Annotated in this window: 20 protein-coding genes, 1 tRNA gene and 4 pseudogenes; 14 read left to right on the top strand and 11 right to left on the bottom strand. The window is 43.7% G+C overall.

Translation table 11 applies throughout. The features are described from left to right. Positions 1–96 (top strand): annotated as a pseudogene (locus Xets_RS09855) (IS5/IS1182 family transposase); the annotation flags it as partial. A 10-nt stretch (positions 97–106) separates the two neighbouring features. On the opposite strand, the pseudogene Xets_RS09860 reads toward Xets_RS09855, so the two are convergent. The 3 genes and pseudogenes from Xets_RS09860 to Xets_RS09870 form a co-directional block, all read right to left on the bottom strand. Next, a pseudogene (locus Xets_RS09860) lies at positions 107–1,351 on the bottom strand (DUF5906 domain-containing protein); the annotation flags it as partial. Between the two features lie 138 nt (positions 1,352–1,489). Further along, positions 1,490–2,764 (bottom strand): annotated as a pseudogene (locus tag Xets_RS09865) (tyrosine-type recombinase/integrase). A gap of 164 nt (positions 2,765–2,928) precedes the next feature. After that, a tRNA-Leu gene (locus Xets_RS09870) sits at positions 2,929–3,013 on the bottom strand. A gap of 397 nt (positions 3,014–3,410) precedes the next feature. Here Xets_RS09870 and ampH point away from each other — a divergent pair. After that, on the top strand, positions 3,411–4,616 hold the full coding sequence (gene ampH, locus Xets_RS09875; RefSeq protein ID WP_187651532.1) for a D-alanyl-D-alanine-carboxypeptidase/endopeptidase AmpH: 1,206 nt from the start codon (positions 3,411–3,413) through the stop codon (positions 4,614–4,616). 71 nt (positions 4,617–4,687) lie between these two features. Here the strand turns inward: ampH and lptG are convergent, their stop codons facing one another. Together lptG and lptF are read right to left on the bottom strand one after the other, a co-directional pair. Continuing rightward, entirely contained in the window at positions 4,688–5,764 is a 1,077-nt protein-coding gene (lptG, locus tag Xets_RS09880) for an LPS export ABC transporter permease LptG (protein WP_099133876.1), read from the bottom strand. Further along, the gene (gene lptF, locus Xets_RS09885) at positions 5,764–6,861 is read right to left on the bottom strand and encodes an LPS export ABC transporter permease LptF (protein ID WP_099133877.1); all 1,098 of its coding nucleotides are present in this window, start codon (positions 6,859–6,861) and stop codon (positions 5,764–5,766) included. The genes lptG and lptF overlap by 1 nt, the downstream gene beginning before the upstream one ends. A 280-nt stretch (positions 6,862–7,141) precedes the next feature. Between lptF and pepA the strand changes: the two genes are divergently transcribed. The 5 genes and pseudogenes from pepA to Xets_RS09910 all read left to right on the top strand — a co-directional run bounded on the left by pepA (position 7,142) and on the right by Xets_RS09910 (position 13,023). Next, a complete protein-coding gene (gene pepA / locus Xets_RS09890; protein ID WP_099133878.1) occupies positions 7,142–8,650 on the top strand; it encodes a leucyl aminopeptidase in 1,509 nt (502 codons plus the stop codon). Between the two features lie 81 nt (positions 8,651–8,731). Further along, positions 8,732–9,208, top strand: a complete 477-nt coding sequence (locus Xets_RS09895) for a DNA polymerase III subunit chi (protein WP_187651533.1) — start codon at positions 8,732–8,734, stop codon at positions 9,206–9,208. Positions 9,209–9,221: 13 nt separating this feature from the next. Continuing rightward, complete coding sequence (locus Xets_RS09900) at positions 9,222–12,119, top strand: valine--tRNA ligase (RefSeq protein WP_099133880.1); 2,898 nt, start codon at positions 9,222–9,224, stop codon at positions 12,117–12,119. Positions 12,120–12,392: 273 nt separating this feature from the next. Then, positions 12,393–12,552 (top strand): annotated as a pseudogene (locus Xets_RS09905) (type II toxin-antitoxin system HicA family toxin). A 63-nt stretch (positions 12,553–12,615) separates the two neighbouring features. Further along, on the top strand, positions 12,616–13,023 hold the full coding sequence (locus Xets_RS09910; RefSeq protein ID WP_099133881.1) for a type II toxin-antitoxin system HicB family antitoxin: 408 nt from the start codon (positions 12,616–12,618) through the stop codon (positions 13,021–13,023). A 93-nt stretch (positions 13,024–13,116) separates the two neighbouring features. On the opposite strand, the gene Xets_RS09915 is transcribed toward Xets_RS09910, so the two are convergent. Together Xets_RS09915 and Xets_RS09920 are read right to left on the bottom strand one after the other, a co-directional pair. Beyond that, positions 13,117–13,446, bottom strand: a complete 330-nt coding sequence (locus tag Xets_RS09915; protein ID WP_099133882.1) for an AzlD domain-containing protein — start codon at positions 13,444–13,446, stop codon at positions 13,117–13,119. Continuing rightward, positions 13,443–14,123 (bottom strand): AzlC family ABC transporter permease, encoded by a 681-nt coding sequence (locus Xets_RS09920; RefSeq protein ID WP_187651534.1) that lies wholly within the window; start codon positions 14,121–14,123, stop codon positions 13,443–13,445. Before Xets_RS09920 ends, Xets_RS09915 begins: the two co-directional genes overlap by 4 nt. Before the next feature lie 238 nt (positions 14,124–14,361). On the opposite strand from Xets_RS09920, the gene Xets_RS09925 reads away from it, so the two are divergent. The 5 genes from Xets_RS09925 to Xets_RS09945 all read left to right on the top strand — a co-directional run bounded on the left by Xets_RS09925 (position 14,362) and on the right by Xets_RS09945 (position 19,119). Then, complete coding sequence (locus tag Xets_RS09925; protein ID WP_187651535.1) at positions 14,362–15,135, top strand: amino acid ABC transporter substrate-binding protein; 774 nt, start codon at positions 14,362–14,364, stop codon at positions 15,133–15,135. Between the two features lie 156 nt (positions 15,136–15,291). Further along, entirely contained in the window at positions 15,292–15,999 is a 708-nt protein-coding gene (locus tag Xets_RS09930; RefSeq protein WP_099133885.1) for an amino acid ABC transporter permease, read from the top strand. Beyond that, positions 15,977–16,741 (top strand): amino acid ABC transporter ATP-binding protein, encoded by a 765-nt coding sequence (locus Xets_RS09935; protein ID WP_099133886.1) that lies wholly within the window; start codon positions 15,977–15,979, stop codon positions 16,739–16,741. Before Xets_RS09930 ends, Xets_RS09935 begins: the two co-directional genes overlap by 23 nt. A 56-nt stretch (positions 16,742–16,797) precedes the next feature. Continuing rightward, positions 16,798–17,571, top strand: coding sequence for an amino acid ABC transporter substrate-binding protein (locus tag Xets_RS09940; RefSeq protein ID WP_187651536.1), 774 nt, complete (start codon positions 16,798–16,800; stop codon positions 17,569–17,571). Positions 17,572–18,144: 573 nt separating this feature from the next. Then, positions 18,145–19,119 carry a methyltransferase gene (locus Xets_RS09945; RefSeq protein WP_187651537.1) on the top strand — a complete coding sequence of 325 codons (975 nt, stop codon included), beginning with the start codon at positions 18,145–18,147 and terminating at the stop codon, positions 19,117–19,119. A 178-nt stretch (positions 19,120–19,297) separates the two neighbouring features. Here the strand turns inward: Xets_RS09945 and Xets_RS09950 are convergent, their stop codons facing one another. Both Xets_RS09950 and Xets_RS09955 read right to left on the bottom strand, forming a co-directional pair. Next, positions 19,298–19,687 carry a DUF4440 domain-containing protein gene (locus Xets_RS09950; protein WP_187651538.1) on the bottom strand — a complete coding sequence of 130 codons (390 nt, stop codon included), beginning with the start codon at positions 19,685–19,687 and terminating at the stop codon, positions 19,298–19,300. Further along, the gene (locus tag Xets_RS09955) at positions 19,687–21,069 is read right to left on the bottom strand and encodes an MFS transporter (protein WP_187651539.1); all 1,383 of its coding nucleotides are present in this window, start codon (positions 21,067–21,069) and stop codon (positions 19,687–19,689) included. The genes Xets_RS09950 and Xets_RS09955 overlap by 1 nt, the downstream gene beginning before the upstream one ends. Positions 21,070–21,177: 108 nt before the next feature. On the opposite strand from Xets_RS09955, the gene Xets_RS09960 reads away from it, so the two are divergent. Then, positions 21,178–22,083, top strand: a complete 906-nt coding sequence (locus Xets_RS09960) for a LysR family transcriptional regulator (RefSeq protein ID WP_187651546.1) — start codon at positions 21,178–21,180, stop codon at positions 22,081–22,083. A 146-nt stretch (positions 22,084–22,229) separates the two neighbouring features. Here the strand turns inward: Xets_RS09960 and Xets_RS09965 are convergent, their stop codons facing one another. Beyond that, the gene (locus tag Xets_RS09965) at positions 22,230–23,435 is read right to left on the bottom strand and encodes a PrpF domain-containing protein (protein ID WP_187651540.1); all 1,206 of its coding nucleotides are present in this window, start codon (positions 23,433–23,435) and stop codon (positions 22,230–22,232) included. A gap of 902 nt (positions 23,436–24,337) precedes the next feature. Further along, positions 24,338–24,418 carry an inverse autotransporter beta domain-containing protein gene (locus tag Xets_RS28655; RefSeq protein ID WP_222941555.1) on the bottom strand — a complete coding sequence of 27 codons (81 nt, stop codon included), beginning with the start codon at positions 24,416–24,418 and terminating at the stop codon, positions 24,338–24,340. A gap of 478 nt (positions 24,419–24,896) precedes the next feature. Here Xets_RS28655 and Xets_RS09975 point away from each other — a divergent pair, with 478 nt between their 5' ends. Continuing rightward, complete coding sequence (locus Xets_RS09975; RefSeq protein WP_099132570.1) at positions 24,897–25,847, top strand: Rpn family recombination-promoting nuclease/putative transposase; 951 nt, start codon at positions 24,897–24,899, stop codon at positions 25,845–25,847. Positions 25,848–25,868: the final 21 nt, after the last annotated feature.

Genomic DNA, 25,868 nt, shown 5'->3' on the forward strand with positions numbered 1-25,868 from the left:
TGGCGTGGTATAGCCACTCGCTATGCAAAAAATAGCGCGTCTTTTCTTGCCGCAGTGCAAATCCGTTGCCTTGTCCTTTGGCTGAAAATCTCATGACGATAGCATCTAGTAAACGCCTAGCTAATTGTGGATCAGCGAACTGATGCAGCAAATGCCGGATAATCACGGGCAATTCTGCCGCAATTTTATCCCGCAGGAGTGGATCACGCTCGTTTTCTGGCACGACTTCGGAAAAGTTGAAAATCACCCGGCGGCGCGATACTCCACCACTGCGATCACTGAAACTCATGGCATTATTGTTTACTGCCAATACCACCGCTGGAATACGAGTTGAATAGGGTTGTTTGTGCTTCGGATCGATAGCAACTTCATCACCACCCGTGATTGCCTTGATGCCGGAACCATCGCCCACATAGCGAGTTTGGTCTGGCAGGATAATCAGCGAATAACCGACAATCAACGCCCGTTCCCGTGGGTTTTCCAGTGCTGCCATACTTGCGGAAACGGTATTACCTTTACCTGCCAGCATGGAACAAATTTTGGCAAAGATACTTTTGCCACTGCCTCCGGCTCCGGTGACTTCCAGAAAAAGTTGCCAGTCATAACGGTTACCTGCGTCTATTGCAGCCAGAACGGTGCCTTGATGTAATTGGCTAACGGTCAATGCCGTGGCGTAACCTTCGGTAATGATCACTGTGTCTGGATGTTCTCCCAACTTTGATAATGCAATAAAAGCACTTTTCTTTTGGCTACCAGACAGTAATTTCTTTGTTCCATCCAGTTTGATGATCTGCGCACCTGTAACTTTTTTATCCAGTGTGATCAATGGCAATAATAACGAACCATCTTTCAGTAATCGCTGGTTAGAACAATGCAATCCTTTTGCAGTTAAATAGGGAGATTCTCCGGCGACAGTTAGCGTCATTAGTGCCGCTACTCTTTCGGCAATTGGCTGTGTTGTTTGAATGGTTTCTTTGGCTGGTTTATATTCTGGCAAAGGCAGCGCCAGCACGTTAGCCACAACTTTAGCAGCTTCCGTAATCGAGATCCTGTTGGTTTTTGCCACTAAATCCAGTCCATCGCCATAGTTTGGAGCGTCACACTGGCGACAATGCCAGTTGCCGTTATGGTGATCATCAATAAAGTGAAAACGGTCAGTTCCGCCGCAAATAGGACAGGAGCCATGTTTGCCTTTTGCGGGAATATCAACACCACAGGCAGGTAGAAGATTTTCCCAATGATACATAGCAGATTTTTTCACGGATTGGATTAGGTCGAGCGGTTTTTGTCCGCCTGTTTTATCTGAATGTGTAAATTTAGGGTGAGTTTGGGTATGCTGTATATCAGCCATCATCGTTACTCCTAATAACGGTCATTGGTTAGACGCCTCAGATGTGTATCAGCACATTGGGGCGTTGTTTTTTTATGTCATTCTTTTATGCAATATGTAATTGGTTATCCCATCAGTAAAAAATTTTCGTTGATCGAGCTACTGCTTTTTTCTATCACGAAACGGTTTGGCAAAATCATAAGGAGTTACAAATTGCTCCTTGTTAGCATCCAGATAATCCGCCCACCATTGCACCATCAGCCGCCGTTCATCCAAATGTTTGGATGTGTGAATATATGCCGCTCGGATATTATTTCTTTCTATATGGCTTAGCTGGCGCTCGATTGCGTCATCACTCCACAGGCCAGATTCTCCCATTGCACCACGTGCCATTGTGCGGAATCCGTGTCCGCAAACTTCTGTTTTGGTGTCATAGCCCATTGTACGTAACGCATTATTGACGGTGTTTTCACTCATTACTTTCTTTGGATCGTGATCGCCGGGAAACATTACCCCACTTTCTCCGCTCAAGTTGTGCAAAGTTTCGATAAGCGAAATAGCCTGACGGCTCAACGGTACAATGTGTTCTGTTTTCATTTTCATACCACGTTGAGAATGCTTAACACCATCAATGGGTTTTCGTGTCGCTGGTATATGCCAGACAGCCCTTTCAAGATCGATTTCATCTCAACGGGCGAATCTTATTTCACTGGAACGAACAAATGTTAATAAAGTCAGTTCTACTGCAATTTTGGTCAGTAAACGCCCGCGATAACAGGAAAGACGAGTTAAAAATTCAGGTAGGCGTTCATGAGGCAATGCAGGGTGATGTTTGGGTTTTACTATAGTGAGAGTGCCTGCCATATCATTGGCAGGGCTATATTCAAGGATGTCATTTTGAACCGCATAACGCATGATGGCAGCTACACGCTGTTGTAATCTCTGGGCTATATCGTGTTTGCCATCAGTATCAACGGTTTGGATCGGTGCTAACAGTTGGCTGGTTCGCAAAGTGCGAATATCGAGAGTACCAATGTAGGGGAAAATGTATTGCTCGAAACCTCGCATAATTCGGTCTCGATGGTCTTCACTCCACCGTTTATTGCTGGCGTGCCATTCACGGGCGATCCGTTCAAAAGTATATGCCCCCTTTGATTCGGCTTGTGCGTCTTTTTTCTCTGCTTTGGGATCAATCCCTTGAGCGAGCAATTTTTTAGCTTCATCCCGTTTAGCGCGAGCATCAGCTAATGAAACGACAGGATAGACACCAAAGGCCAGCCGATCTTCTTTTTTATCGGTGGGGCGATGATACTTCATGCGCCAGTATTTAGAACCGCGTGGCGTGATTTCGAGATATAGGCCAGCGCCATCCGCTAATTTATAGGATTTCTCTTTCGGTTTTGCAGTCTCGATTTGTCGGGCGTTTAGTTTCATTTTTGGGGCACATTTAAAATCGAAGTGTAGGTGCCCCAAATTATGCCCCTTGCTGCATGTTGATTGCAACAGACCACAGTAGACGGCAAAATAACTAAGTATCTTGATTTATTGGGTTTTTTTGGGAGTTTGTAGACTTGGGTAGACGTTAGTAAACTAACGAATGGTGCCGAAGGCCGGACTCGAACCGGCACACCCGAAGGCGGTTGATTTTGAATCAACTGCGTCTACCGATTTCGCCACTTCGGCACTGAAATGATTCGGAGAACGGGGGTTATTATACCTGTCAGAAGCGCATTCGCAACACTTATCCTTTCGATTTTGTTCAAGTGCTGAAAAAAGAGTCGCCTATTCTATTTTTTCACCAAATCTTTACCCGTAACGCTTAAAACCCAACCAACTTTGCCATCACACCCCGCAAATTCCTCTTCACACAATTCCCTCCAATCAATAGACAACCCATAAACTCCTTATATAATTCAAAACAATAAACTGCTATGAGGGAAATTATCATGACTATTATCAGTTGGATTTTTACAGGTATCCTGTTGGGTATCGTTATTGGTGCCATTATGGCGATATTTAAGAAAAACAAATAACAGCTTTATTCCCCCACTTGAATGCTCCCTGATTGGTTAATCCAAAAATGAAAAAACGGCTATATAAACTGTGTGCAGTTTCCGTCATGACATGGGCGATTTCAGCTTGTGCAGATTCTGGTCATTCACACCAGAAAAAATTTCAGCAATCCAATGCGCAACCTGCAAAATGGGAAGTGTTCGAGAGTAATGGCAATATCAAGAAAATGGCTACGGCATTGGTCGATCAGTATTCCCAATCCATCTTCGAAGAGAGCAATCCTTTGGGAATGGCGATGGTGGTCATCGATAATAATCAAGTCATACATCGCAGTTTTGGAGAAACTTATCCGGGGAGCGGCGTTCGGCCACGCCAGGATTCTTTAATTCGTATTGCTTCTATTACCAAATTGATGACCAGCGAAATCATGGTTAAGCTGGCACAGAAGAAACACCTCAAAATTACCGATCCGTTGCAGAAATACACTTATTACGGTGTCCATGTGCCGAATTATGGTGCAAATCAACCAATCCGACTATACCATCTGGCGAGTCATACCAGCGGGTTGCCTCGGGAACAGCCTGGTGGAAAATGGGGACGCCCTGTGTTTATTTGGCCGACTCAATCGAACCGTTGGACTTGGCTGAAAACCGCTAGAATAGATGCTATACCCGGCACGACGGCTTCGTATTCCAATCTGGCCTATGATTTATTGGCTGATGCCCTTTCTAAAGCAACAAGAAAACCCTATTCCCGTCTGCTGCAAGAGGAGATTACCCGTCCTTATCGCATGAAAGATACGACACTGACGCCCACCCCATCCCAATGCGCCCGCTTGATGGTAGGGGTTAAATCCAGCCCTTGCGTAAACACCATTGCCGCCGCGGGTAGTGGCGGGATTTATTCCACTCCCACAGATATGCAGCGCTGGATGCAGCAATTTTTATCTTCCCATAATCAGTTAAGGAAGCAGACTGCCAGCCGTGAACAAGGTATCTACTTTAAGCGTGCCGATCTGAAATCAATCAAAGGGATGGATGTTGCGGGTCTGGTGGATGGTATTGGGCTTGGCTGGGTATATATGGATGCCAAAGGTATTTACCAGAAAACGGGCGGCGGCGGTGGGTTTAATACCTATATGGCAATGATCCCTGAAAGCAATATCGGTGTATTTGTGGTAATGACCCGCAAGGAGCAAAGTAAATTTAGTCGTGTGACGAGTGGAGTTAATAAATTAATTGCCGCATTGGCGAGCAATCATAATCAAATTTAGTTTTTTACAAACAAATCGCCTCCACTATTGAAGGTGGAGGCGACGGATAAGTTTGCTGAGATATCAGGTTATTATTTTCTATATAAAAGTAAGTAAACACTCACAACGAAAAATAACAGACTCGGCAACAGTGCTCCTAATATCGGTGGCATACTATAAACCAGACTGAGCGGGCCGAATATCTCATTCAAGACATAGAACACAAAGCCCATGCTGATACCCACCACAACCCTGAATCCCATCGGCACGCTACGCAGTGGCCCGAAGATAAAGGAGAGTGCCATCAGCATCATCACCGCAACCGATAAAGGTGCGAAGATTTTCTTCCACATATTAAGCTGGTAACGTCCTGCATCCTGTTGGCCCTGTTGCAGGTAGGTAATATATTGATGCAGGCCGCGTATGGAAAGCGCTTCAGGATCGAGGGAAACGACGCCTAACTTTTCTGGTGTCAGCCGGCTTTTCCAGTCCGCAGAAATACGTTGTGACCCAGTGATCCGCCCATCTTGGGTTAAATCGGATTCTTCAACCTGAGATAACTTCCATTGATGGTTATCTTTGTCATACACCGCTGAAGCCGCATACCTTATGGATAACAGTTTTTGGTTGTCATCAACATGATAGATGTTAACGCCGTTCAAGGTGTTATCCTTCCCGACACTCTGGATATAGACAAAATCATAGCCATCTTTCGCCCAAAGCCCTTTAGTGGTGGACATCAATGAGCCACCATACATTTTTTGCGAGCGATAATTACGGGCTAATTGCTCTCCTTGCGGGGCAACCCATTCGCCAATGACCATCGTCAGCAAGACCAGCGGGATCGCGGTTTTCATGACTGATCCCGCCACTTGCAGGCGGGTAAAGCCAGAGGCCTGCATAACCACCAGCTCACTACGTGTTGCCAGTGCTCCCAAGCCCAATAAAGCCCCAAGCAGAGCAGCCATTGGGAAGAAAATCTGAATATCTTTGGGAATGCTCAGCAAGGTATAAATGCCGGCGGAAAGTGCGGTATATTCCCCCTGTCCGACTTTGCGAAGCTGATCGACAAACTTAATAATGCCGGAAAGCGATACCAGCATAAATAAAGTCATCAAGATGGTTTGCAGGATGGTCCGGCCGATATATCTATCCAATACCCCAAACATTATGACGCTCCTTGAGTCTTAAAGCGTGAACGCAGTTTGCGCATGGATACGGTATCCCACAGATTAAGCGCCACAGCCAAAGCAAAATACGCACTATTGATCAACCACATCCATAACAGGGGATCAAGTTTGCCTTTACTGCCATTGGAGTGCAGGGAGCTTTGCAACAGGAAGAAAATCAGGTAGAGCAACATGGCTGGCAGCATACTGAGTATCCGCCCCTGACGCGGGTTCACGACACTTAACGGCACGACCATCAACGCCATGATCAACACCGAAGCAACCAACGTCAGGCGCCAGTGAAATTCTGCACGGGAGTCGTTATCGGTGTCACGCCAAAGCTGTTCAATCGATTTTTGCTCAACTTTGTTATCGATATCTGCTTTTTGGTGCCCAATCACGGCCTGATAATTAGTGAACTCAGTAATGCGGAAGTCACGCAACAGTGCCGTACCTTCATAGCGCATTCCTTGATGGAGTACCGCCACCTGATTACCATTCGGGCGTTCTTCCATATGCCCACCATCTGCAATGACCACAGAAGGGCGCTGGTCATTCGCCGGACGGAGCTGAGCCAGGAAGACATTTTCAAAAGAATTGCCCTTCACGTTACCGATATACAGCACCATGTTGCCATCACGGGAAGGCTTAAACCGCCCTTCCATGATCGCCGCAAGGCTTGGATTGGCTTTTGCATCCGCCAGGACTTGCGCTTTATATTTGGCAGACCACGGCGTGATCCAGATAACGTTAGCTGCCGCCAACGCTGATGTGAATAGAGCCAGAATAAGGGCTGATTTCACCAATACATTTTTGCCCAACCCGCAGGCATGCATGACGGTGATTTCACTTTCGGTATAGAGTTTACTAAAGGTCATTAATACCCCAAGAAATAAACTCAGGGGCAAAATAAGCTGCGCCATCTCTGGCACACCTAAACCTAACAAGGATAAAACCAAATTTGCAGGAATATTTCCTTCCACCGCCGCACCCAATACGTCAACTAATTTCTGGCTGAAAAAGATCAGCGATAAGATGAACAGTATTGCGATTTGGCTTTTCAGGGTTTCCCGTACTAGATATCTAATGATGATCACGCTTATTACGCCTGTGAAAACTTGTCTTTTTGCAGGAAAGTCGCTAACTTCGTCGTATATCTACCATTTATATGAATCAGTTTGGCTTCCCCATCGCTAAAATGATACCAAAGCATTCCATATATTGGTTCCCAATTAGAACATAGTTATCGTTATCTAAGTACCAAAAAATAATATGCTTAGCTTAACATAACCGTTAATTTTCTTTGGGATGAATGAATGCGGAACGCGGTATTTTAGCGATTGTATCCGTCTTTGTCTTTAAGATTCAGGAGAACTCATGGAGTTTAGTGTAAAGAGCGGTAGCCCGGAAAAACAGCGCAGTGCCTGTATTATTGTCGGCGTATTTGAACCCCGCCGTCTTTCCCCTATCGCAGAGCAACTTGACAAAATAAGTAATGGCTATATCAGTGCCTTATTACGCCGTGGTGAACTTGAAGGCAAGGTAGGTCAAACCTTGTTGCTACATCATGTTCCGAATGTACTGTCTGAGCGTATTTTGCTGGTTGGATGTGGAAAAGAGCGCGAACTGGATGAACGCCAGTATAAGCAAATTATCCAGAAAACGATCAATACTCTCAACGAAACCGGCTCAATGGAAGCAGTTTGTTTCTTGACAGAACTGCATGTGAAGGCACGTAATAATTACTGGAAAGTACGTCAAGCGGTCGAAACAGCCAAAGAGTCACTGTATGTTTTTGATCAACTCAAGAGCAGCAAAAATGAACTGCGTCGCCCACTGCGCAAAATAGTGTTCAATGTACCGACCCGCCGCGAATTGACCAGCGGTGAACGCGCTATTCAGCACGGTCTTGCCATTGCATCGGGTATCAAGGCGGCGAAAGATCTCGCCAATATGCCACCCAATATCTGTAATGCTGCGTATTTGGCATCACAGGCGCGCCAGCTTGCTGATAACGTGGCTAATCTGACCACCAAAGTCATTGGTGAAGAGCAGATGAAAGAGCTGGGTATGAATTCTTATCTGGCGGTTGGTCAGGGTTCGCAGAATGAATCCCTGATGGCAGTCATGGAGTATAAAGGCAGCACAGACACCAATGCGAAACCGATCGTATTGGTGGGCAAAGGGCTGACGTTTGATTCCGGCGGTATCTCGATCAAACCCTCCGAAGGCATGGATGAGATGAAATATGATATGTGCGGCGCCGCTTCTGTCTATGGCGCCATGCGCGTTGTTGCTGAACTGCAATTGCCAATCAATGTCATCGGTGTCCTGGCAGGTTGTGAAAATATGCCTGGCGGACGCGCCTATCGTCCTGGAGACATTCTGACTACCATGTCCGGCCAGACCGTTGAAGTGACAAACACCGATGCGGAAGGTCGTCTGGTACTGTGTGATGCGCTGACTTATGTTGAGCGTTTTGAGCCGGAATCGGTCATTGATGTCGCAACCTTGACCGGCGCCTGTGTCGTCGCTCTGGGTGGCCATTATACTGGCCTGATGTCTAACCATAATCCACTGGCACATGAACTACTGAATGCTTCAGAGCAAGCAGGCGATCGTGCATGGCGTCTACCGTTGGCTGATGAATATACCGAGCAGTTAGAATCCAATTTTGCGGATATGGTAAACGCGTGCGGACGCTCTGGTGGTGCAATTACCGCAGGTGCTTTCTTGTCCCGCTTTGTCAGCAAATACCACTGGGCACATCTGGATATCGCGGGTACAGCATGGCGTTCAGGTAAAGCGAAAGGAGCAACAGGTCGTCCGGTTGCACTCTTATCACAATTCCTGTTAAATCGTTCAGGTTTGAATTCTGATGATTAATGCTCCTGCCGCTTAATGGAATTAAGGGTATTGCAACTGCAATACCCTTACTGTTTCCAGTAATCTTGCAACCAAGAAACTATGAAAAACGCCACCTTCTATTTATTAGAAAAGCTGTCACCGGAAAAGCGGTTATCGGAACAATCATCGTCAGATGATCTACAGCCACATGAATGGCTGGCATGTCAGCTTGCTGCTGATCAATGGCGTGCAGGAAAGCGGATCCTGATTGCTTGTGAAAGCCAACAACAGGCCGAAAAATTGGATGAAGCATTATGGCAACGAGAGCCGAGCCAATTTGTACCGCACAATCTTGCCGGCGAAGGTCCCCGCTATGGCGCCCCCGTGGAGTTGTGCTGGCCGCAAAAAAGAGGCAATGCTCCCCGCGATGTGTTGGTGACACTGCTTCCTCATTTTGCAGACTTTGCCACAGCTTTCCATGAAGTGATAGACTTCGTTCCTATTGATGAAAATCTGAAACAGTTAGCGCGCGAACGATATAAATCTTATCGTAGCGTCGGCTTTAATTTGACCATGGCAACCCCGCCAACCTATTGAATATCAAGACACAATGGAAAAGACACCCGCTAATCAAACGCAATCTGAGCCATCTCTCGATAAAACATACAACCCGACAGAGATAGAGCAACCCCTTTACAACCACTGGGAACAGAGTGGTTACTTCAAGCCGAATGGCGATACCAGCCGTGAAAGTTTCTGCATCGTCATTCCGCCACCAAACGTCACTGGTAGCCTGCATATGGGACATGCATTCCAGCAGACTATTATGGATACCATGGTGCGTTACCAACGTATGCAGGGTAAAAATACCCTGTGGCAAGCAGGGACTGACCACGCGGGTATCGCGACTCAAATGGTTGTTGAACGCAAAATCGCGGCAGAAGAAGGCAAAACCCGCCATGATTATGGTCGTGAAGCTTTTATCGACAAGATTTGGCAATGGAAAGCAGAATCGGGTGGCAATATCACCAACCAGATACGCCGTCTGGGTAACTCCGTAGATTGGGAGCGTGAGCGCTTCACGATGGATGAAGGTTTGTCCAAAGCGGTTAAAGAAGCCTTTGTTCGTCTGTATCAAGAAGATTTGATTTACCGTGGCAAGCGCCTGGTTAACTGGGATCCGAAATTGCGCACTGCGATTTCTGATCTGGAAGTCGAAAACCGTGAAGTGAAAGGTTCCATGTGGCACCTACGCTACCCGCTGGCTGACGGCGCTAAGACTGCGGAAGGCAAAGACTACCTGATTGTTGCCACAACTCGCCCAGAAACCATGCTGGGGGATACCGGTGTTGCCGTGAACCCGGAAGATCCACGTTATAAGGATCTGATTGGCAAAGAAATCCTCTTACCACTGGTGAACCGCCGCATTCCTATTGTTGGCGATGAACACGCAGATATGGAAAAAGGCACTGGCTGCGTGAAAATCACCCCAGCCCACGATTTCAATGACTATGAAGTCGGTAAGCGCCACAACCTGCCAATGATCAACATCCTGACTTTCGACGGCAATATTTGCGAAGCCGCAGAAGTCTTCGATAGCAACGGCGAAGCTTCCGCTATCTACTCGACTGACATTCCTGTTGAATACCGTGGCATGGAGCGTTTCGCTGCCCGTAAAGCGATTGTGGCCGAATTCGAAAAACAGGGCCTGCTGGTTGAAATAAAACCTCATGACCTGACAGTTCCTTACGGCGACCGTGGTGGCGTAATTATCGAGCCAATGCTGACCGACCAATGGTATGTTCGTACCGCACCACTGGCGAAAGTGGCGATTGAAGCGGTTGAGAACGGTGATATCCAGTTCGTACCAAAACAATACGAAAACATGTACTACTCCTGGATGCGTGATATTCAGGATTGGTGTATTTCCCGTCAGTTGTGGTGGGGCCACCGTATTCCGGCGTGGTATGACGCACAAGGCAATGTTTATGTTGGCCGCGATGAAGAAGAAGTTCGCCGCGAGAACAATTTAGGTGCAGATATCATCCTGACTCAAGATGAAGACGTCCTGGATACCTGGTTCTCCTCTGGACTATGGACATTCTCCACCCTTGGCTGGCCTGAGCAAACTGAAGCGCTGAAAACCTTCCATCCAACTGATGTGCTGGTCAGCGGCTTCGATATTATTTTCTTCTGGATTGCCCGCATGATCATGCTGACCATGCACTTCATCAAAGATGAAAACGGCAAGCCACAAGTGCCATTCAAGACAGTCTATATGACTGGCTTGATTCGCGATGAAGAAGGCCAGAAGATGTCAAAATCCAAAGGGAACGTTATCGACCCTCTGGATATGATCGACGGTATCTCTCTGGAAAACCTGCTGGAAAAACGTACCGGCAATATGATGCAGCCACAAATGGCAGAGAAAATCCGCAAGCGTACCGAAAAACAGTTCCCGGAAGGCATAGAAGCCCACGGTACTGACGCCCTGCGTTTCACTCTGGCAGCACTGGCTTCTACCGGTCGTGATATCAACTGGGACATGAAGCGCCTGCAAGGCTATCGTAACTTCTGTAATAAACTGTGGAATGCCAGCCGTTTCGTGCTGATGAACACTGAGGGACAGGATTGCGGCCAGAACGGTGGTGAAATGTCGCTATCACTGGCAGATCGCTGGATTCTGGCAGAGTTCAACCAGACCGTTAAAGACTATCGTGAAGCACTGGATACTTATCGTTTCGATATCGCCGCTAACATTCTATACGAATTCACATGGAACCAATTCTGTGACTGGTATCTGGAACTATCCAAACCGGCAATCAACAAAGGTACAGAAGCTGAAGTCCGTGCAGCTCGCCATACCCTGATTGAAGTTTTGGAAGGTTTGCTGCGTCTGGCACACCCAATCATTCCATTTATCACTGAAACCATCTGGCAACGAGTAAAAGTCGTCAAAGGCATCGAGGCAGATACCATCATGCTGCAATCTTTCCCTGAATTCGATCAGGAGAAAGTCGATGAATTGGCGCTGAACGATCTGGAGTGGATCAAGGAAACGATCATTGCAGTACGTAACATTCGTGCAGAAATGAACATCGCGCCAAGCAAACCGCTGGAAGTTCTGCTGCGTGATGCAAATGATGATGCACAACGCCGTGTCGCTGAAAACCTCAATTTCCTTCAGGCAATGGGCCGTCTTTCTTCTGTTACCGTATTAGCGGCAGGAGAAGAAGCACCTGTTTCTGTCACCAAACTAATCAATGGGGCTGAAGTGCTGATCCCAATGGCCGGTTTGATTAATAAAGATGCAGAACTGGCGCGTCTGGATAAAGAAATCGAGAAGCTGGATAAAGAGATTAGTGGTATTGAAGTCAAACTGACTAACGAAGGTTTTGTCAGCCGTGCACCGGAAGCCGTAGTTACCAAGGAGCGCGAACGCCTGGCAACCAACAAGGCCGCAAAAGAGAAATTACTGGCGCAGAAAGAGACTATCGCTGCACTGTAATTTTTCTTAGTTGAAATTTATTCATATAAGCCACTGTAATTTAGTTTGCAGTGGCTTTTTTTGTGCAATCTATTCTGCATTAACAGTATGCCGCCATGAATGCCCCTCCCCTATTTCGTCAGTGAAGTTGGGGAATATGTGTCATATTTATGACTCTCTTTATGGGTATAACACCCATAAATATATTGATCACTGGAAGCTTTATAGGCATTATACCCACCAATTAGCAAAATGGAGGGTTGATGAGTAGTACAAAAGTTAATCAAACGCCTGATGGTTAACGGGTGGACAAAGGCACGGCAAGACGGAAGCCATATCACGTTAACCAAACCGGGGATCGCAAAGATAATCACCGTACCGCATCCCCGAAAGGATGTGTCAAAAGGCGTTATCCCGGCAGGCACAGAACATTTCAGGATTGAAATTGTTGTAACAAAAAGGAACGGTATAACCGCTCCTTCTCTGTACTACTTATCATAAATGACGAGGTAATATTATGATTTATCCGCTTTTTATCTTTAAAACAGAAGATGGTTTCGACGGTTACTTTCCCGATGTTGACGGCTGTTTTTTCGCTGGCAATACCTTGGAAGAAACTATCCGTGATGCTGAAAGGGCTTTCGGACAGCATATGGAGGTTTTGACTGAACAAGGCGGGTATGTCCCTGCACCCAAAAATCCATCGGATTACATCGGTGATGACCGCTTATCTGAAGATGGCGGGGTTATTGCGCTCATTGAGTTAGATCCAGCGAAATACGAATCAAAGGCGGTGAAATTCAACTTGACCATGCCCGGCAATTTATTAACTGCGATAGATCGCTACATTGAGAAAAATGGTCACTATAAAAACCGTTCTTCTTTTCTCGCTGAATTAGCAAGAAAGGAAATTGCTCATCCTTAACCTACAGGGCAGGAAACTGCCCTGACTTCCAACTTAGCCAATCACAGACTAATACTTTTGTTTCAGCCCATCTGAATTTATAGGCCAACTCCTTTACCACAACCATTGCATCAACATAAAAAATAGCAGGGAAAGCACCAAACTCTTTAATATTGAGTTCGTATATTTACTAATAAAATAAGCCAACATCACCGTAATCAATGCGAACACATATTTAATATTAAACTGTTCAATTAATTCACTTAAGGATAAATTATTTAATGAAATATTAACGATAATCGTCCCCAGAATAAAACAGATGGCATAATCCAGGGAAGTAATTAGCAATCCCTTTCCCTTAAACCAGCGATTATTATTCATTAAAAAAGGGGCTATCCTTAATATGAAACTTATTAATCCCATCAATACGATCAACAGCATCATGAGCTTCTATCCTTTCTGATTTTCCGTTCAATGAACGCAATCACTATTCCGCATAAAATAGGGACTGCGAGATCCATTAATTTCATATCCACTTCATTCAATAACGGGGCGCAAACCCCTCCCATCACTGTCGCCAAGACAGACATATCCTTGCCCGAACGCTTGGCAGTCAGGGAAGCAAAATGGATGGGAACCAACATCACGAGGAACAGTGAAAGGGAACCATAATCCAGATATTCTGCCGAAATATACCCCAGTAAAGTGGCACAAAATGTAATCACAAAACAAGGTACTGCAACGCCTAGATAAAAATGAAATTGGGACTTTCCATCCGTGATATTTTCCGCAGAGAGATGTGAATGCGTCACTGTATAAGTGCTGGCGCTAAATCCCAGCATCGACAGCAAAATGTTTCGCTTAGGGATGCCATGAAAATATTGTGACATCACTATTGCCATCAAGAAAAAGCGGAAGTTGATCAACAATGCCAGAATGATAACAGAAAGTATCGCCCCATCAGTCAGATAACCCACCGCAGCGACTTGTAACGGTGCAGCATATATCAACAATGATCCGACTAATGTTTCCATTAATGGAATACCGTGACTTTGATAAAGAGCACCAATCGAAGTAAAAATAAGGAAAAAGGAGATACAAACCGGCAAAGAATCAACCATGCCTTTCCTAAAGAATGAATTCAACACTGGGCACCTATATTTAACGTTATATTTAGGGTAGCTGAGAAATCGATACATTTTATGATAAATATAATTAAACGATAATCAATATAAATCTTATTGATTAGCAATGACATCAGGATATGATATAACTTTATTTTATATATAAATCTTATGATATTACCTCTATAGTAAAAATAATTTAAAAACAATAATTCCCCTCGGAGAAATAGATAACATGAAATCCATACTAAATATATTATTAGCGGGCATTATTCAATTGGGTTTCACCCACTTCGTTTATGCACAATCTACTCTTGATAACATTCATTCCACGGGAATATTCAGGATTGGAACTGAAGGTGCCTATGCCCCATTCAGTTATCATGACGCCTCTGGAAACCTGACCGGATTTGATGTGGAAATCGGTCGTGAAATTGCTCAGCGCATGAAAGTGAAGCCTGAATTTATTGAAGGCAAATGGGATGGTTTGATTGGTGGGCTTGATGCCGGACGTTTCGATGCCGTGATGAACCAAATCGCCATTACACCGGAACGTGAGAAAAAATACAGCTTCTCTTTACCTTACGTTATTTCAGAAGCCGTACTGATTACCCGAAAAGATAACAACGATATTAAGACATTTAGCGATTTAAAAGGAAAAAAATCGGCACATACCCTGACCAATAACTTTGCCCAGATCGCCAGGCATTATGGCGCCGACATTATCGGCACTAATGGTTTTAATCAGGAAGTAGATCTGGTAAGTACAGGTCGTGCTGATGCCACCATCAACGATAAACTTTCTTACCTCGATTACAAAAAACATCGCCCGGATGCTCCGGTAAAAATTGTTGCCGCAGATACCCGGGCAGCACAAACTGCCGTGTTATTGCGTAAAAACGACACTGAATTAAAAACCGCAGTAGATAAAGCGATTACTGAGATAAAAACGAATGGTACTTATCAACGTATATGGGATAAATATTTCGCTGAAAGGACAGACCAATAATTAAAACAAGAGCCTGATGGAATGGGCTCTTAACGTACATTTCAGGTTCTAAGCTATAACTTTATTGTATATAACGTTCACCTTTTCTTGCCATATCATCATTAAAACAACCCCATAAAAAATAAACATATTTTTAATATCTATCAGGAAGGTTCTATGACCCCATCATGGCTCAATTTAGCGTTGGATTCTCTATGGCCGATGATTTATGCCGGCCTGACATTCACTATTCCCCTCACGCTGATTACATTCGTACTTGGGATCTCATTGGGATTTATCGTTGCTTTAATCAGGCTATATGGTCCTAAACCCCTGATTGCTGTCGTTCGGTTTTATGTCTGGTTGATTCGCGGTACACCTCTGTTGGTACAGCTATTTTTGATCTTCTACGCCCTGCCCAGCGCAGGCATTACTTTGGAAGCATTCACTTCCGCCATTATCGGCTTTACCCTGAATGTCGGGGCTTATACCTCAGAAGTGATCCGTGCTGCGCTGATTTCTGTTCCCAAGGGGCAATGGGAAGCCTCTCATTCTATCGGCATGAGTTGGTGGCAATCACTGCGCCGGATCATTCTGCCTCAGGCGGCACGGGTTTCCATTCCTCCTTTGTCTAATACCTTTATTTCGCTGGTAAAAGATACCTCTCTGGCTTCCGTTATTACCGTGCCAGAAATGTTTCTGGCGGCACAGCGCATCGCCGCCGTCACTTATCAACCGTTAATCCTGTATACCGAGGCCGCCATTCTCTACCTGCTCTTAAGTTCAGTATTGTCAGCACTGCAAGTCCGGTTGGAAAAGAAATTCACCCAGCAAAATAGCAATAATAATAAGGAAGCCAAAGATGATTCAGCTTACCAACATTGAAAAAAGTTTCGACGGACAGAAGGTGCTGAAAAATATTAACCTGACCATTAAAGAAGGCAGCCTGACGGCACTTATTGGCCCTTCCGGTAGTGGAAAGAGCACCCTGCTGCGTTGTATTAATCTGTTGGAGATCCCACAGGCTGGCAAGCTGGAAATTGGTAAAGAGCAGATCACCTTTACCGGTAAGGAACGATTGCCACATCGGGAAATCCAACGTTTTAGCCTGCAAACTGGCATGGTATTCCAGAACTTCCAGCTTTTCCCTCATCTGACGGTGATTGAAAACATTATGGAAGGGCTGATTTGGGTACAAAAATGGTCCCGCGAACGCGCCAGAGAACGGGCGCTGGCGTTGCTGGAAAAAGTCGGATTATCCCACAAAGCGGATGTTTGGCCAGCCACATTGTCAGGCGGTCAGCAGCAACGTGTGGCAATCGCCAGAGCGATGGCTCCGTCCCCCAAAGTGCTGCTGTGCGATGAACCAACATCGGCACTTGATCCTGAATTATCTAAAGAAGTCGTCTCGGTTTTGAAACAGTTGGCAGGAGAAGGCACTACCATGTTAATGGCAACGCATGATCTGCGTCTGGCTGCCAATCTTGCTCATAATGTCGTATTTCTGGAATCTGGCGAGATTATTGAATCGGGGGCGGCAAAAACCCTCTTTACCCGCCCTGCTAAGGTGCGTACTGTCGAGTTTATCTCAACCCTGACAGAAACCTTACCGGACTGGGAAATATAGCAAACAGTCACGGTACATTATTTATCCAGAGAAACACCGTTACTTGGAGAAAAGCAATGAAAAAAATTTTGAGTCTGTTACTGGCGAGTGCGACTGCCCTTGCTATTTCTGCCCCTGGCTATGCCGGCGAAGATTTTGATGCTATCAAAGCCTCTGGCGTCTTTAAGGTTGGCACGGAAGGCACTTATCCTCCTTTTACCTACCACGATGCCAGCAATAAATTAGTCGGCTTTGACGTGGATATCGCCCGGGAAATAGCCCAGCGTTTGAATGTCAAACCTGAATTTATGGAAGTTAAATGGGATGGCTTGATTGCCGGGTTGGATGCTAAACGTTTTGACGCTATTATCAACCAAGTCGGCGTCACCCCCGAACGGGCAGCGAAATACAGTTTTTCCATTCCTTACACGACTTCTCAGGTTGTGTTGATCACCCGTAATGATAACAGTGATATTAAAACCTTCGCAGATATTAAAGGTAAACGCTCAGCTCAATCACTGACCAGCAATTACGGGCAATTGGCAACGTCTTACGGCGCGAGTTTGGTTAGTACAGACGGTTTCAACCAGGCCATTGATCTGGTCGCTACCGGACGCGCTGATGCCACACTCAATGATCGCCTATCATTCCTTGACTTCAAAAAACAGCGCCCTAATGCACCAGTAAAAATTGTCGCCCAACAAACCGATGCGAGTAAATCAGCCGTTTTGCTACGTAAAGGGGATGCTGAGTTACTGGAAGCAGTGAATAAGGCTCTGCAAGAGATAAAGGATGACGGTACATATGCCCGTATCTCTAAGAAATATTTTGGCGTGGATATTTCTAAATAAATCTTTCTTTGCCTGAGAATATGGCGTTGTTTTTATCCAGAAAACCCCGTTCTTTAGACGCTGTCACAAAAGGACGGGGAGAATGACACTACATTCTGACGTAATTTCCTTCCACTCCCAAACATTCGTCGTAATTTACTGTATTAGTCGTGTTACACCTAACCTACTTCTCAATTTCATAAATGACTTGATGATTATATAAAGAGGGTCAGTGTGTGGGAAATAACAACAACAAAATTATTTGACCAGTGGTTTAATGAATAATCTGATAAACTACAGGAAGATATTTTGGCTGCTATGCATGTACTGGAAATTAAAGGGTCAATGCCAAGACGACCACTAGCTGATACTTTGAATGGCTCACAGTATCCAAATATGAAAGAACTGCGGATACAACATCTTGAAATCATTATTAAAAAATAACACCCCCCTTCGCAAATCAACATCATTTATTAATGTTAATTAATATACTTAAATAAACTAAAGTATTTAACCAAACGCTATAAAATTTTATGATGCAATTTATTTCACTGAAAACAAAATAACCTACAAATGAGTTAAGGAAAATAAATAATGCTATCAGACATGACCACTGCTTATCGTAAATCTAACGCACTGTTTGCTTTTGTAGAAAGCAAGGCACCACTATATTTAAGCACCCAAGATGGAAAGACTCTGGAGCAACTTGCTCAACTATGCCATGTTTCCCAGGATAGATTCCATCGGCTATTGAATTATATGCAATCCCTTAATGTATTAACAAAAAAAGATAATAAATTTTACCTTACTGAGCAATGTTCATCACTAAGTGATCCAAACAGCCTTGAAACATTACATGTAAAATTCGAATTAAGTCCAATCAGCTGGAACGCCTGGTCACAATACAGTGCGTCCTTAAGTGAAATAAATAGCAAGTCGGCTTTTGAACTTAATCATCAAGAGAAATTTTTTGATTATTTAAGTCATGAACATAATAAAATCCTTAAAACTACTTTTGATAATTTAATGACAAAAATTACCGATGCAATGAATAAACATATTATTGAGCATATTCCTCTAAATGGTATTTCTTCAATCATGGATATAGGAGGAGGCCAAGGCTCTTTAGCCCAAAATATAAAAATGCACTACCCACATATCCAATTTCACGTTATGGATCAGTATAATTTTACTAAGCGAGAATCAGAAGGAATCACTTTTATCAATGGCGATTTCTTTTCCTCTATTCCATCAGGATATGATGCTTATTGCATAAAAAATGTTTTGCATAATTGGCCAGATAATCAAGCCATTGATATTCTCAAGAATTGCCATAAAGCAATGGGTGAAGATTCCGTTTTATATGTTATCGACATGCTTAAAGATCAAAATGATGCAGAGGCAGAATCATTTGATTTACATATGGATATCCTTTTATCAGGTAAAGAACGGTATCAATCAGAATTTGAATCTATAGCAAAACAGGCTGGACTCTCTATCACAAATACATACAACCTGAATTTCTCCCTGACGGGAGGCAGCCAATATATTATTGAAATGAAAAAATAAAGTCTCAATAACCTGAACTCTGGGTAAATTAGGTGAGCTTATTGCTTACTATCTTAAATGGAAGAAACCGTCACTGAATATTTCCCATTCGGAAGAAGATTTCTTAGTGACGGGCTTAAATAGAACTCAGATACCGTCTCAGTAATTAGACTGTAACCTGATTCCCATAATTATCCATTTAATCTGGATTGTTTGGCTGTAATGTTTCGTGCAAATGAAGCCAGACAGGTGTATCTGCATGAAGATCAAAGACAGCGGTTGACCAGCGAATTGTAGTCTCTTTGTCGGGTTCAGTCTGCTGTTCACGATATAAAATTATAGCCCCATTCTCCCACTCTTCCAAAACACACAGCGAATCCACGACAATATGTAATCCCGGGCGGCTTGCACGTTTAGCAACAAAAAAACGGCTCAGAGACTCATGATCAAGCATCGTGCCTGTTATCGTGATCATTGAATAATCCTGACTGAAACGGTCAAGGAGTGTCTGCACGTCTCCTTCACCTTTACCAAGCCAGTTCTCAATGGCAACATGAGCCTCCAACACTTCATTAATATAATGGTTCATTATCTATTCTCTTCTGATGATAAAAGATTAAGTTTTATGTTCCGGTTATTAATACTCAAGCTGAGCAGGAGTGGAATAAGGGCACCGGCTGCTGCTGTATAAAATGTCCACATATAAGCCTGTCGCAGTGCGAGATGGCTAATAAACAGATTGAGTAGCAGGCTCAACAGCGCTACACCAAAGCAGAAACTGAGCTGACGGTTTATGTTCCACAATGCACTTGCTTCAGGCATGGCTGTGGCTGATACCTCAAGGAAAGCACTACTCTGGGCGGTACTGCTACACAAACTCCCCCCCATCCCCATCAGTGCAAAAGCCGTCACTAACAGGTAGTTTTGCCCGTCGTGAGTCACCACCGAAAGTAACAAAATGCCTATCGCCTGTAACAGACAACCGGTCATGATGAGTGGTCGTGGTCCCAAGCGGTTAAATGTTTTGCCTGTAACAGTGATCGCTAGAAACGAAGCCAGTGACCAGGGAATCATTAATGCTCCTGTCTCAGCAGCGGACATACCGAGAAATGTCTGCAGATAAACGACGCCAACCAGACTTACCCCCATAAACAGGCCTGGCACGAACTGATAAACCAGCATTGAGAAGCGCATTAATGGGTCAGAAAGGAGATGAAAGCTGAAAAGTGGTGCAGAATGCCGACTACTGCGAATAATGAAAAAGGCCAGCAGAATGATACCTGATAAGAAAAGAATCGTGCCTTTTGCAATGCTTCCCGCCTCACTCATTTTTGTCATTCCGAGTAAAATGAGAAATAGGCCAACACATCCGATTACAAGACCAGAGAAATCGAGAGCTTTATTTTTTTCAGACGTGATCCCGTCATGTAACCATATAAAAGCCAGTATCAGTGTCAGCAGGGTTAGCGGCAGACTGGCAAAGAACACCCAGCGCCAGTTGAGCGTTTGGACCAGCACGCCACCCAAGGCAGGAGATAGTGCAGGGGCTAGTAGCGCTACCAACATAATTGCAGATGAAAGTTTAGCTCGCTCATGTTTTGCATAAAGCGGCCATGTCAACGCCTGACCGACTGGTATCAACAGTCCACCGCCAATGCCCTGCACAACTCGACAAAAAACCAGTTCCTCAAGTGAATGTGCAAATCCAGATGCCGCTGTTCCCAGTGCAAATAAGGCTAACGACAGTAAGAACACCCGCCGGGCACCTGCACGCTGTGTCAACCACGCACTGAGAGGGATAATAAGCGTAAGCCCACATATGTAGCCATGACTGATCCATGCTAACTCTGCCACGGAAACATGCATTTCCTTACCTATAGTAGGATAAGCAACATTGGAGATAAACATATTTACTAAGTCGAGGAAAAAGCCAAGAAGGTAAACGATCGCAACTTTACTACGATAATTCATACTCTCTTCCCTGTTAAAAATGAATAATATAATTCCGGTAATGGGAGGGATAAAGAGCTGGCGCAGTGATACACTGTCAAAAAATATTTGACAGTAAATGGGAGATTTATGCTCAATTTACAGCGTGTAGCAATGTTTGTAGCCGTAGTAGAGACGGGAAGTTTCACATCAGCAGCTACCACGCTCAGACAAACGAAGGCAGTAGTTAGTTTTAATATCCGGCAACTGGAGGAGGAGCTTGGGGTATCGTTGTTGCTACGCACAACCCGACGTCTAGCACTGACGCAAGCGGGGGAAGTTTTTTACCGGCGTAGTGTTCATCTTCTAAAAGAAACAGAAGATATTGTGAACGATGTGCAATTCAGTCATAGCGGATTTAGTGGTGAGTTACGAATAACCAGTACACCGGAATATGGCTCTATAATGATCATCCCCGCTTTAGTGGCATTCGGGCAGGCACACCCGAAGCTGAGTATTCGCCACGTTTCGTCTTCCTATCATGCCGATCTTATTTCAGAGCACTTCGACGTTGCCATTCGTCTTGGCAAATTGGCTGATTCCAGTTATCACGCAGCGTTAATAGACAACTTTTCAATAATCCCAGTGGCCGCGCCGAAATGGATTAAAAATCACCCGATAGATTCGCTTAATACATTAGGTAAGGCAGAATGGGTTATTCATACTCGCCTCCAGTCCCCTCTGCGCTGGCAAGTAACAGGTCCTGAACAGCAGAAGATCGATTTTTCTATCACTGGACCTGTCAGGTTCTCAACTGACAGTGCTTCTGCGCTGATGAGTTTCATACTGGAAGGCTGCGGTGTTGCGCTGCTACCGGAGTGGCTCGTCCGGTCCGCTCTAGCAAGCGGGGAACTGCAACATTTGCTGCCCGATTACCATTTCCCTTTGCAGGGCGTGTATGCGGTTTATCCTAATACCCGCCACATCTCCGCTAAGGTACGTGCTCTGATTGATTTTCTTCAGAGACGCTCAAGGGACTGGGCTACTAAAAACTGACATCTAATTACCAGTACAGTTTATTTTCAATATGCCAATGGCGGCGTATGGCACACGCGATAAATTCGGCCAGGGCATCACGGTGGCTGGTAATATAATAGCGCCTTTCATAACGCGCTCTTTCACCTGACCAAAACAGAGTTGATTCACCACCGCCCACGCGCTGACCAAATGGGTAGCCGGGGATCCGATGAGATGTCCAAAGGTATTGCTTGCGACAAGATTAATTCATCACTGGGATTATAAATAAAAAATTCACCTTTCATCAGAATTTGAGCATTTCGCGGCGCGCTTGCATACTTTATATGCTCACCATCATGAGTGATGCTAAACTCAGATATTCCAGACAAATGTTCAATCCGTACAATAGCGTTGCCATTCACCCTATCAGAATAATAGATATGACTGGCAACAGTTCCAGAAAAACAGCAAGCAGCGGCTAAACAACAACCACCGGATACTGCAATAGATAAATGAACATTTTTGGGTGTGAGATACCTGATATTAATATCCCCTTCGGATAAAGGAGGGGCAACGATGGCGACTTTGGGTTGGGTGATAGATTCGCTTAAATCCTTTTCATTCATCACTGCTCCATTTTTCTTACGAATTTCCATTTTAATCCCCATCTCTATCCTGATTTCCATGATTTTCTCTTGTAAAACTTTATTATTCTTAATTTCATTGGGATTTTCGTAACCTGTAATCCCTAAACTTTCTGCGTTGATAATAATCATTGGTACAGCAACATCGATACCAGTGACTGGAATACCATTAACTTTGTCAATCAAGTTCCCTGTCGGAAAAAGAGCTTTTGTTTTTGAACATGCGGGATCTTCAAATGACACATTAACTTCTGGGAAATCACCAATAACGCCAGGCATATGTGCCAGTTGGTATTTAGGTGCTACATTCGTCATCGTACACACAATATTTTTATTGGTGTTTGTATTAAAAATACTTAATTTTCCATCAGGCATTAACCATTTTTCTTCCGAAAGATCTCTTATCACCAAAGGTATTGATGAGGTCATATTTCCGCAATTAACCTCCCACGATACGGTGCTACTTTCTTTTTCAAGTTGTGCAAAAGTACTTATCACCTGTTTAGATTGATAATCGATATCAATGATAAAGGCTTTATTGCTAGTGGTTATTCCTCTACCTAACCCCTGTAGTTGTTTATTATTTTCATTTCTTCCTTCCAGGGGCACTCCCATTATATGCCTGAGAATCTCTTCCTTGAGTTCTTTTTTTTCTGGCAAATATTTTTGTAGTAAAACGATACCTGTTGAAGTTCCGCCTCGCACATAATAGAGAGGAATGCGAATTGGAAAAGATAATTTTTTCATATTATTACTACGATTAAATTGCAAAAGTTATTTTTCCAATGACGGTTATAAATATCAGATATGTAATTTTTCCTTATGTAAGTTTTAATATCAAAAATAAAAACCATAACATAAGAAAATAATTAATCATCATACTTCCTAGATATAAATCCACATAATCACAAGACAGGAAAAATGTATTGCACATATATTCAATAAAACATAAACAAAGACTATATTTTTTAGTAATGAATAGTTAAACACCAATATAACTATCTAATCATACTGTCTTTTATTTATTTTTCAGAAAAAACTGAAGCAGTTATTAGGAGATTACTGACTGTACCCACTAATACCCTCACCGCAACCACATTTCATTGAGGATAAAAGCCTATCATAGACAGAATGAGGTTACTGTGCGATAGCGATTTTAGGTGTTCTGCTATAATTGGACATAAAGACCCCCAACGCTGGTTGCCCAACTCTATTGAAGGCCACTTCATGGAGCACGACTCTTGGATTCAAGGTGTAAATTTGGGTGGTTTATTTCCAGTTGAGGCAAAAACGAAGAGTTTTACCTACATGTTGTTTCATCATGACACCTAAGTTTAATCAACATGCCAGTCAGATAGCTACCTCTACAATTACGTTAGCAGAATTGATTTTTAGAGCAGAAAAAAAGTGCAAATACTATAAAAAATCTCGCTACTATTTCAGATTTCGTTTCCAGACTGACTGCCTTTCATTATGGAGATATTCTAACAACACTTGAAAAACAAGGAAAAAAATAGGTGATAATGATCTTCATATTGCAGGACACGCCAGAAACAAGGGGTTGATTATTGTGACTAATAATACCAGAGAATTTAATAGAGTGGATGGATTAAGAATCGAGGGGTGGATAAAAGAATAAGTGCAATAATTTACTCCGTCAAGTCGTAGTCATAAAAGGTATTCAGGCCATGCATCCAGTCCTGATAAAAATAGTGTCCACCGAATCCCAAGTTTTTTATGAGTATCCGAATTCAGAAGTCTTTTACTTGATTTATTAACTCGCACACCGATTTTATCTTTATTCTTTGCTTTTCTCTTATATCTTTCAGTTATGAGCCCCCTCTGCAAAGGCATTCGTTATCGTATAAGGTACCAATAATGTGTAAAGAAAAAAGAATAAAAATATGATTCTGCCTGGATATGATAACATATTCACACACCTCATATTAAATAATTAGGATCTACTCCTATTTATGATCCTAGTTGTGTATTTTCCTTTTACGTTATTAAAAATAGTTATCACTTAATGACTATTTTTAATAATACAATTAATTAATGAGTTGATTATTTTGATTGAACTTTTATTAAGATCAGGTTAAACGTAAACGAGGTTTATTTATATAGTATAAGATATAGGGGTATATTATATGTTCCATCAAAGTAAAGCGTTTATAATCAATCGAACTCAAAAGTTAACGGGCGAATATAATGAATAAAAAGACCACATCCACACCCCATGATGCGGCTTTCAAAGAATTCATGACTCAGATTGAAAACGCTAAAGATTTTTTTGACATTCATCTGCCGGAAAAAATCAAGCAATTGTGTGATCTTAGCACATTAGCGTTAACCAACTCGTCATTCATCGACCGACAGTTGCGTTCGAAAATGTCGGATGTCCTCTATTCGGTGAAAACACAACGGGGGGATGGCTATATCTATGTCCTGGTTGAACATCAGTCTACCCCAGATAAAATGATGGCGTGGCGAATGATGCACTATTCGTTTATGGCGATGAATCAGCATCTGCAACAGGGAAACAAGGCACTGCCGCTGGTTGTACCCGTTTTGTTTTACCACGGAAATCGCAGCCCTTATCCTTTCCAGCAGACTTGGACGCAATGCTTTTCATTGCCCGAATTGGCGGAAGAGATATACTTTAATCCGTTTCCGTTAGTCGATGTGACTGTGATTGATGATAACGAACTGGTGAATCATCGCAAAATCGCTGTGATGGAACTGGCGATGAAGCATAAAAATTTGCGGGAGGAGTTTAAGGCAGTGACCACGCTGTTGGCGCAGGTCCTTAAGCACAATTATAATAGTGATAACGATGTGGTTACTATCCTTAATTACCTGTTTAACACGATGGATTCACCGTATTTTGTACAGGTGCTCCAACTACTGATTGAACAGGCAGATAGTCATCAGGAGGCGATTATGAGTATTGCTGAACGATTACAGGAAAAAGGTCGGAAAGAAGGTCTTCAACAGGGTATTCAGCAAGGCATGCAACAGGGTATTCAGCGAGGTGAAGAAAAAGGTCAACGTGAGGCACGACTAAAAATAGCACGTAGTTTGTTAAAAAATGGTGCTAGTATCGAACTGATTATGGAAAGTACCGGTCTGAGCCGTGAAGAACTGCTTTCCCTGCAATAACTCCTCACTCACCTTTACCCT

The sequence above is a fragment of the Xenorhabdus sp. TS4 genome (assembly GCF_014467265.1).
Lineage (GTDB): Bacteria > Pseudomonadota > Gammaproteobacteria > Enterobacterales > Enterobacteriaceae > Xenorhabdus > Xenorhabdus ehlersii.

Excerpts from the sequence above, each read along its gene's own strand:
- Xets_RS09930 (WP_099133885.1), top strand. The coding sequence starts at position 15,292 with ATGACCCCATCATGGCTCAATTTAGCGTTGGATTCTCTATGGCCGATG.
- Xets_RS09925 (WP_187651535.1), top strand. The coding sequence starts at position 14,362 with ATGAAATCCATACTAAATATATTATTAGCGGGCATTATTCAATTGGGT.
- Xets_RS09915 (WP_099133882.1), bottom strand. The coding sequence starts at position 13,446 with ATGATGCTGTTGATCGTATTGATGGGATTAATAAGTTTCATATTAAGG.
- Xets_RS09960 (WP_187651546.1), top strand. The coding sequence starts at position 21,178 with ATGCTCAATTTACAGCGTGTAGCAATGTTTGTAGCCGTAGTAGAGACG.
- Xets_RS09920 (WP_187651534.1), bottom strand. The coding sequence starts at position 14,123 with ATGGTTGATTCTTTGCCGGTTTGTATCTCCTTTTTCCTTATTTTTACT.
- lptG (WP_099133876.1), bottom strand. The coding sequence starts at position 5,764 with ATGTTTGGGGTATTGGATAGATATATCGGCCGGACCATCCTGCAAACC.
- Xets_RS09895 (WP_187651533.1), top strand. The coding sequence starts at position 8,732 with ATGAAAAACGCCACCTTCTATTTATTAGAAAAGCTGTCACCGGAAAAG.
- Xets_RS09965 (WP_187651540.1), bottom strand. The coding sequence starts at position 23,435 with ATGAAAAAATTATCTTTTCCAATTCGCATTCCTCTCTATTATGTGCGA.
- Xets_RS09935 (WP_099133886.1), top strand. The coding sequence starts at position 15,977 with ATGATTCAGCTTACCAACATTGAAAAAAGTTTCGACGGACAGAAGGTG.
- Xets_RS09955 (WP_187651539.1), bottom strand. The coding sequence starts at position 21,069 with ATGAATTATCGTAGTAAAGTTGCGATCGTTTACCTTCTTGGCTTTTTC.
- Xets_RS09910 (WP_099133881.1), top strand. The coding sequence starts at position 12,616 with ATGATTTATCCGCTTTTTATCTTTAAAACAGAAGATGGTTTCGACGGT.
- Xets_RS09940 (WP_187651536.1), top strand. The coding sequence starts at position 16,798 with ATGAAAAAAATTTTGAGTCTGTTACTGGCGAGTGCGACTGCCCTTGCT.
- Xets_RS09900 (WP_099133880.1), top strand. The coding sequence starts at position 9,222 with ATGGAAAAGACACCCGCTAATCAAACGCAATCTGAGCCATCTCTCGAT.
- Xets_RS09950 (WP_187651538.1), bottom strand. The coding sequence starts at position 19,687 with ATGAACCATTATATTAATGAAGTGTTGGAGGCTCATGTTGCCATTGAG.
- Xets_RS09945 (WP_187651537.1), top strand. The coding sequence starts at position 18,145 with ATGCTATCAGACATGACCACTGCTTATCGTAAATCTAACGCACTGTTT.
- ampH (WP_187651532.1), top strand. The coding sequence starts at position 3,411 with ATGAAAAAACGGCTATATAAACTGTGTGCAGTTTCCGTCATGACATGG.
- pepA (WP_099133878.1), top strand. The coding sequence starts at position 7,142 with ATGGAGTTTAGTGTAAAGAGCGGTAGCCCGGAAAAACAGCGCAGTGCC.
- Xets_RS09975 (WP_099132570.1), top strand. The coding sequence starts at position 24,897 with ATGAATAAAAAGACCACATCCACACCCCATGATGCGGCTTTCAAAGAA.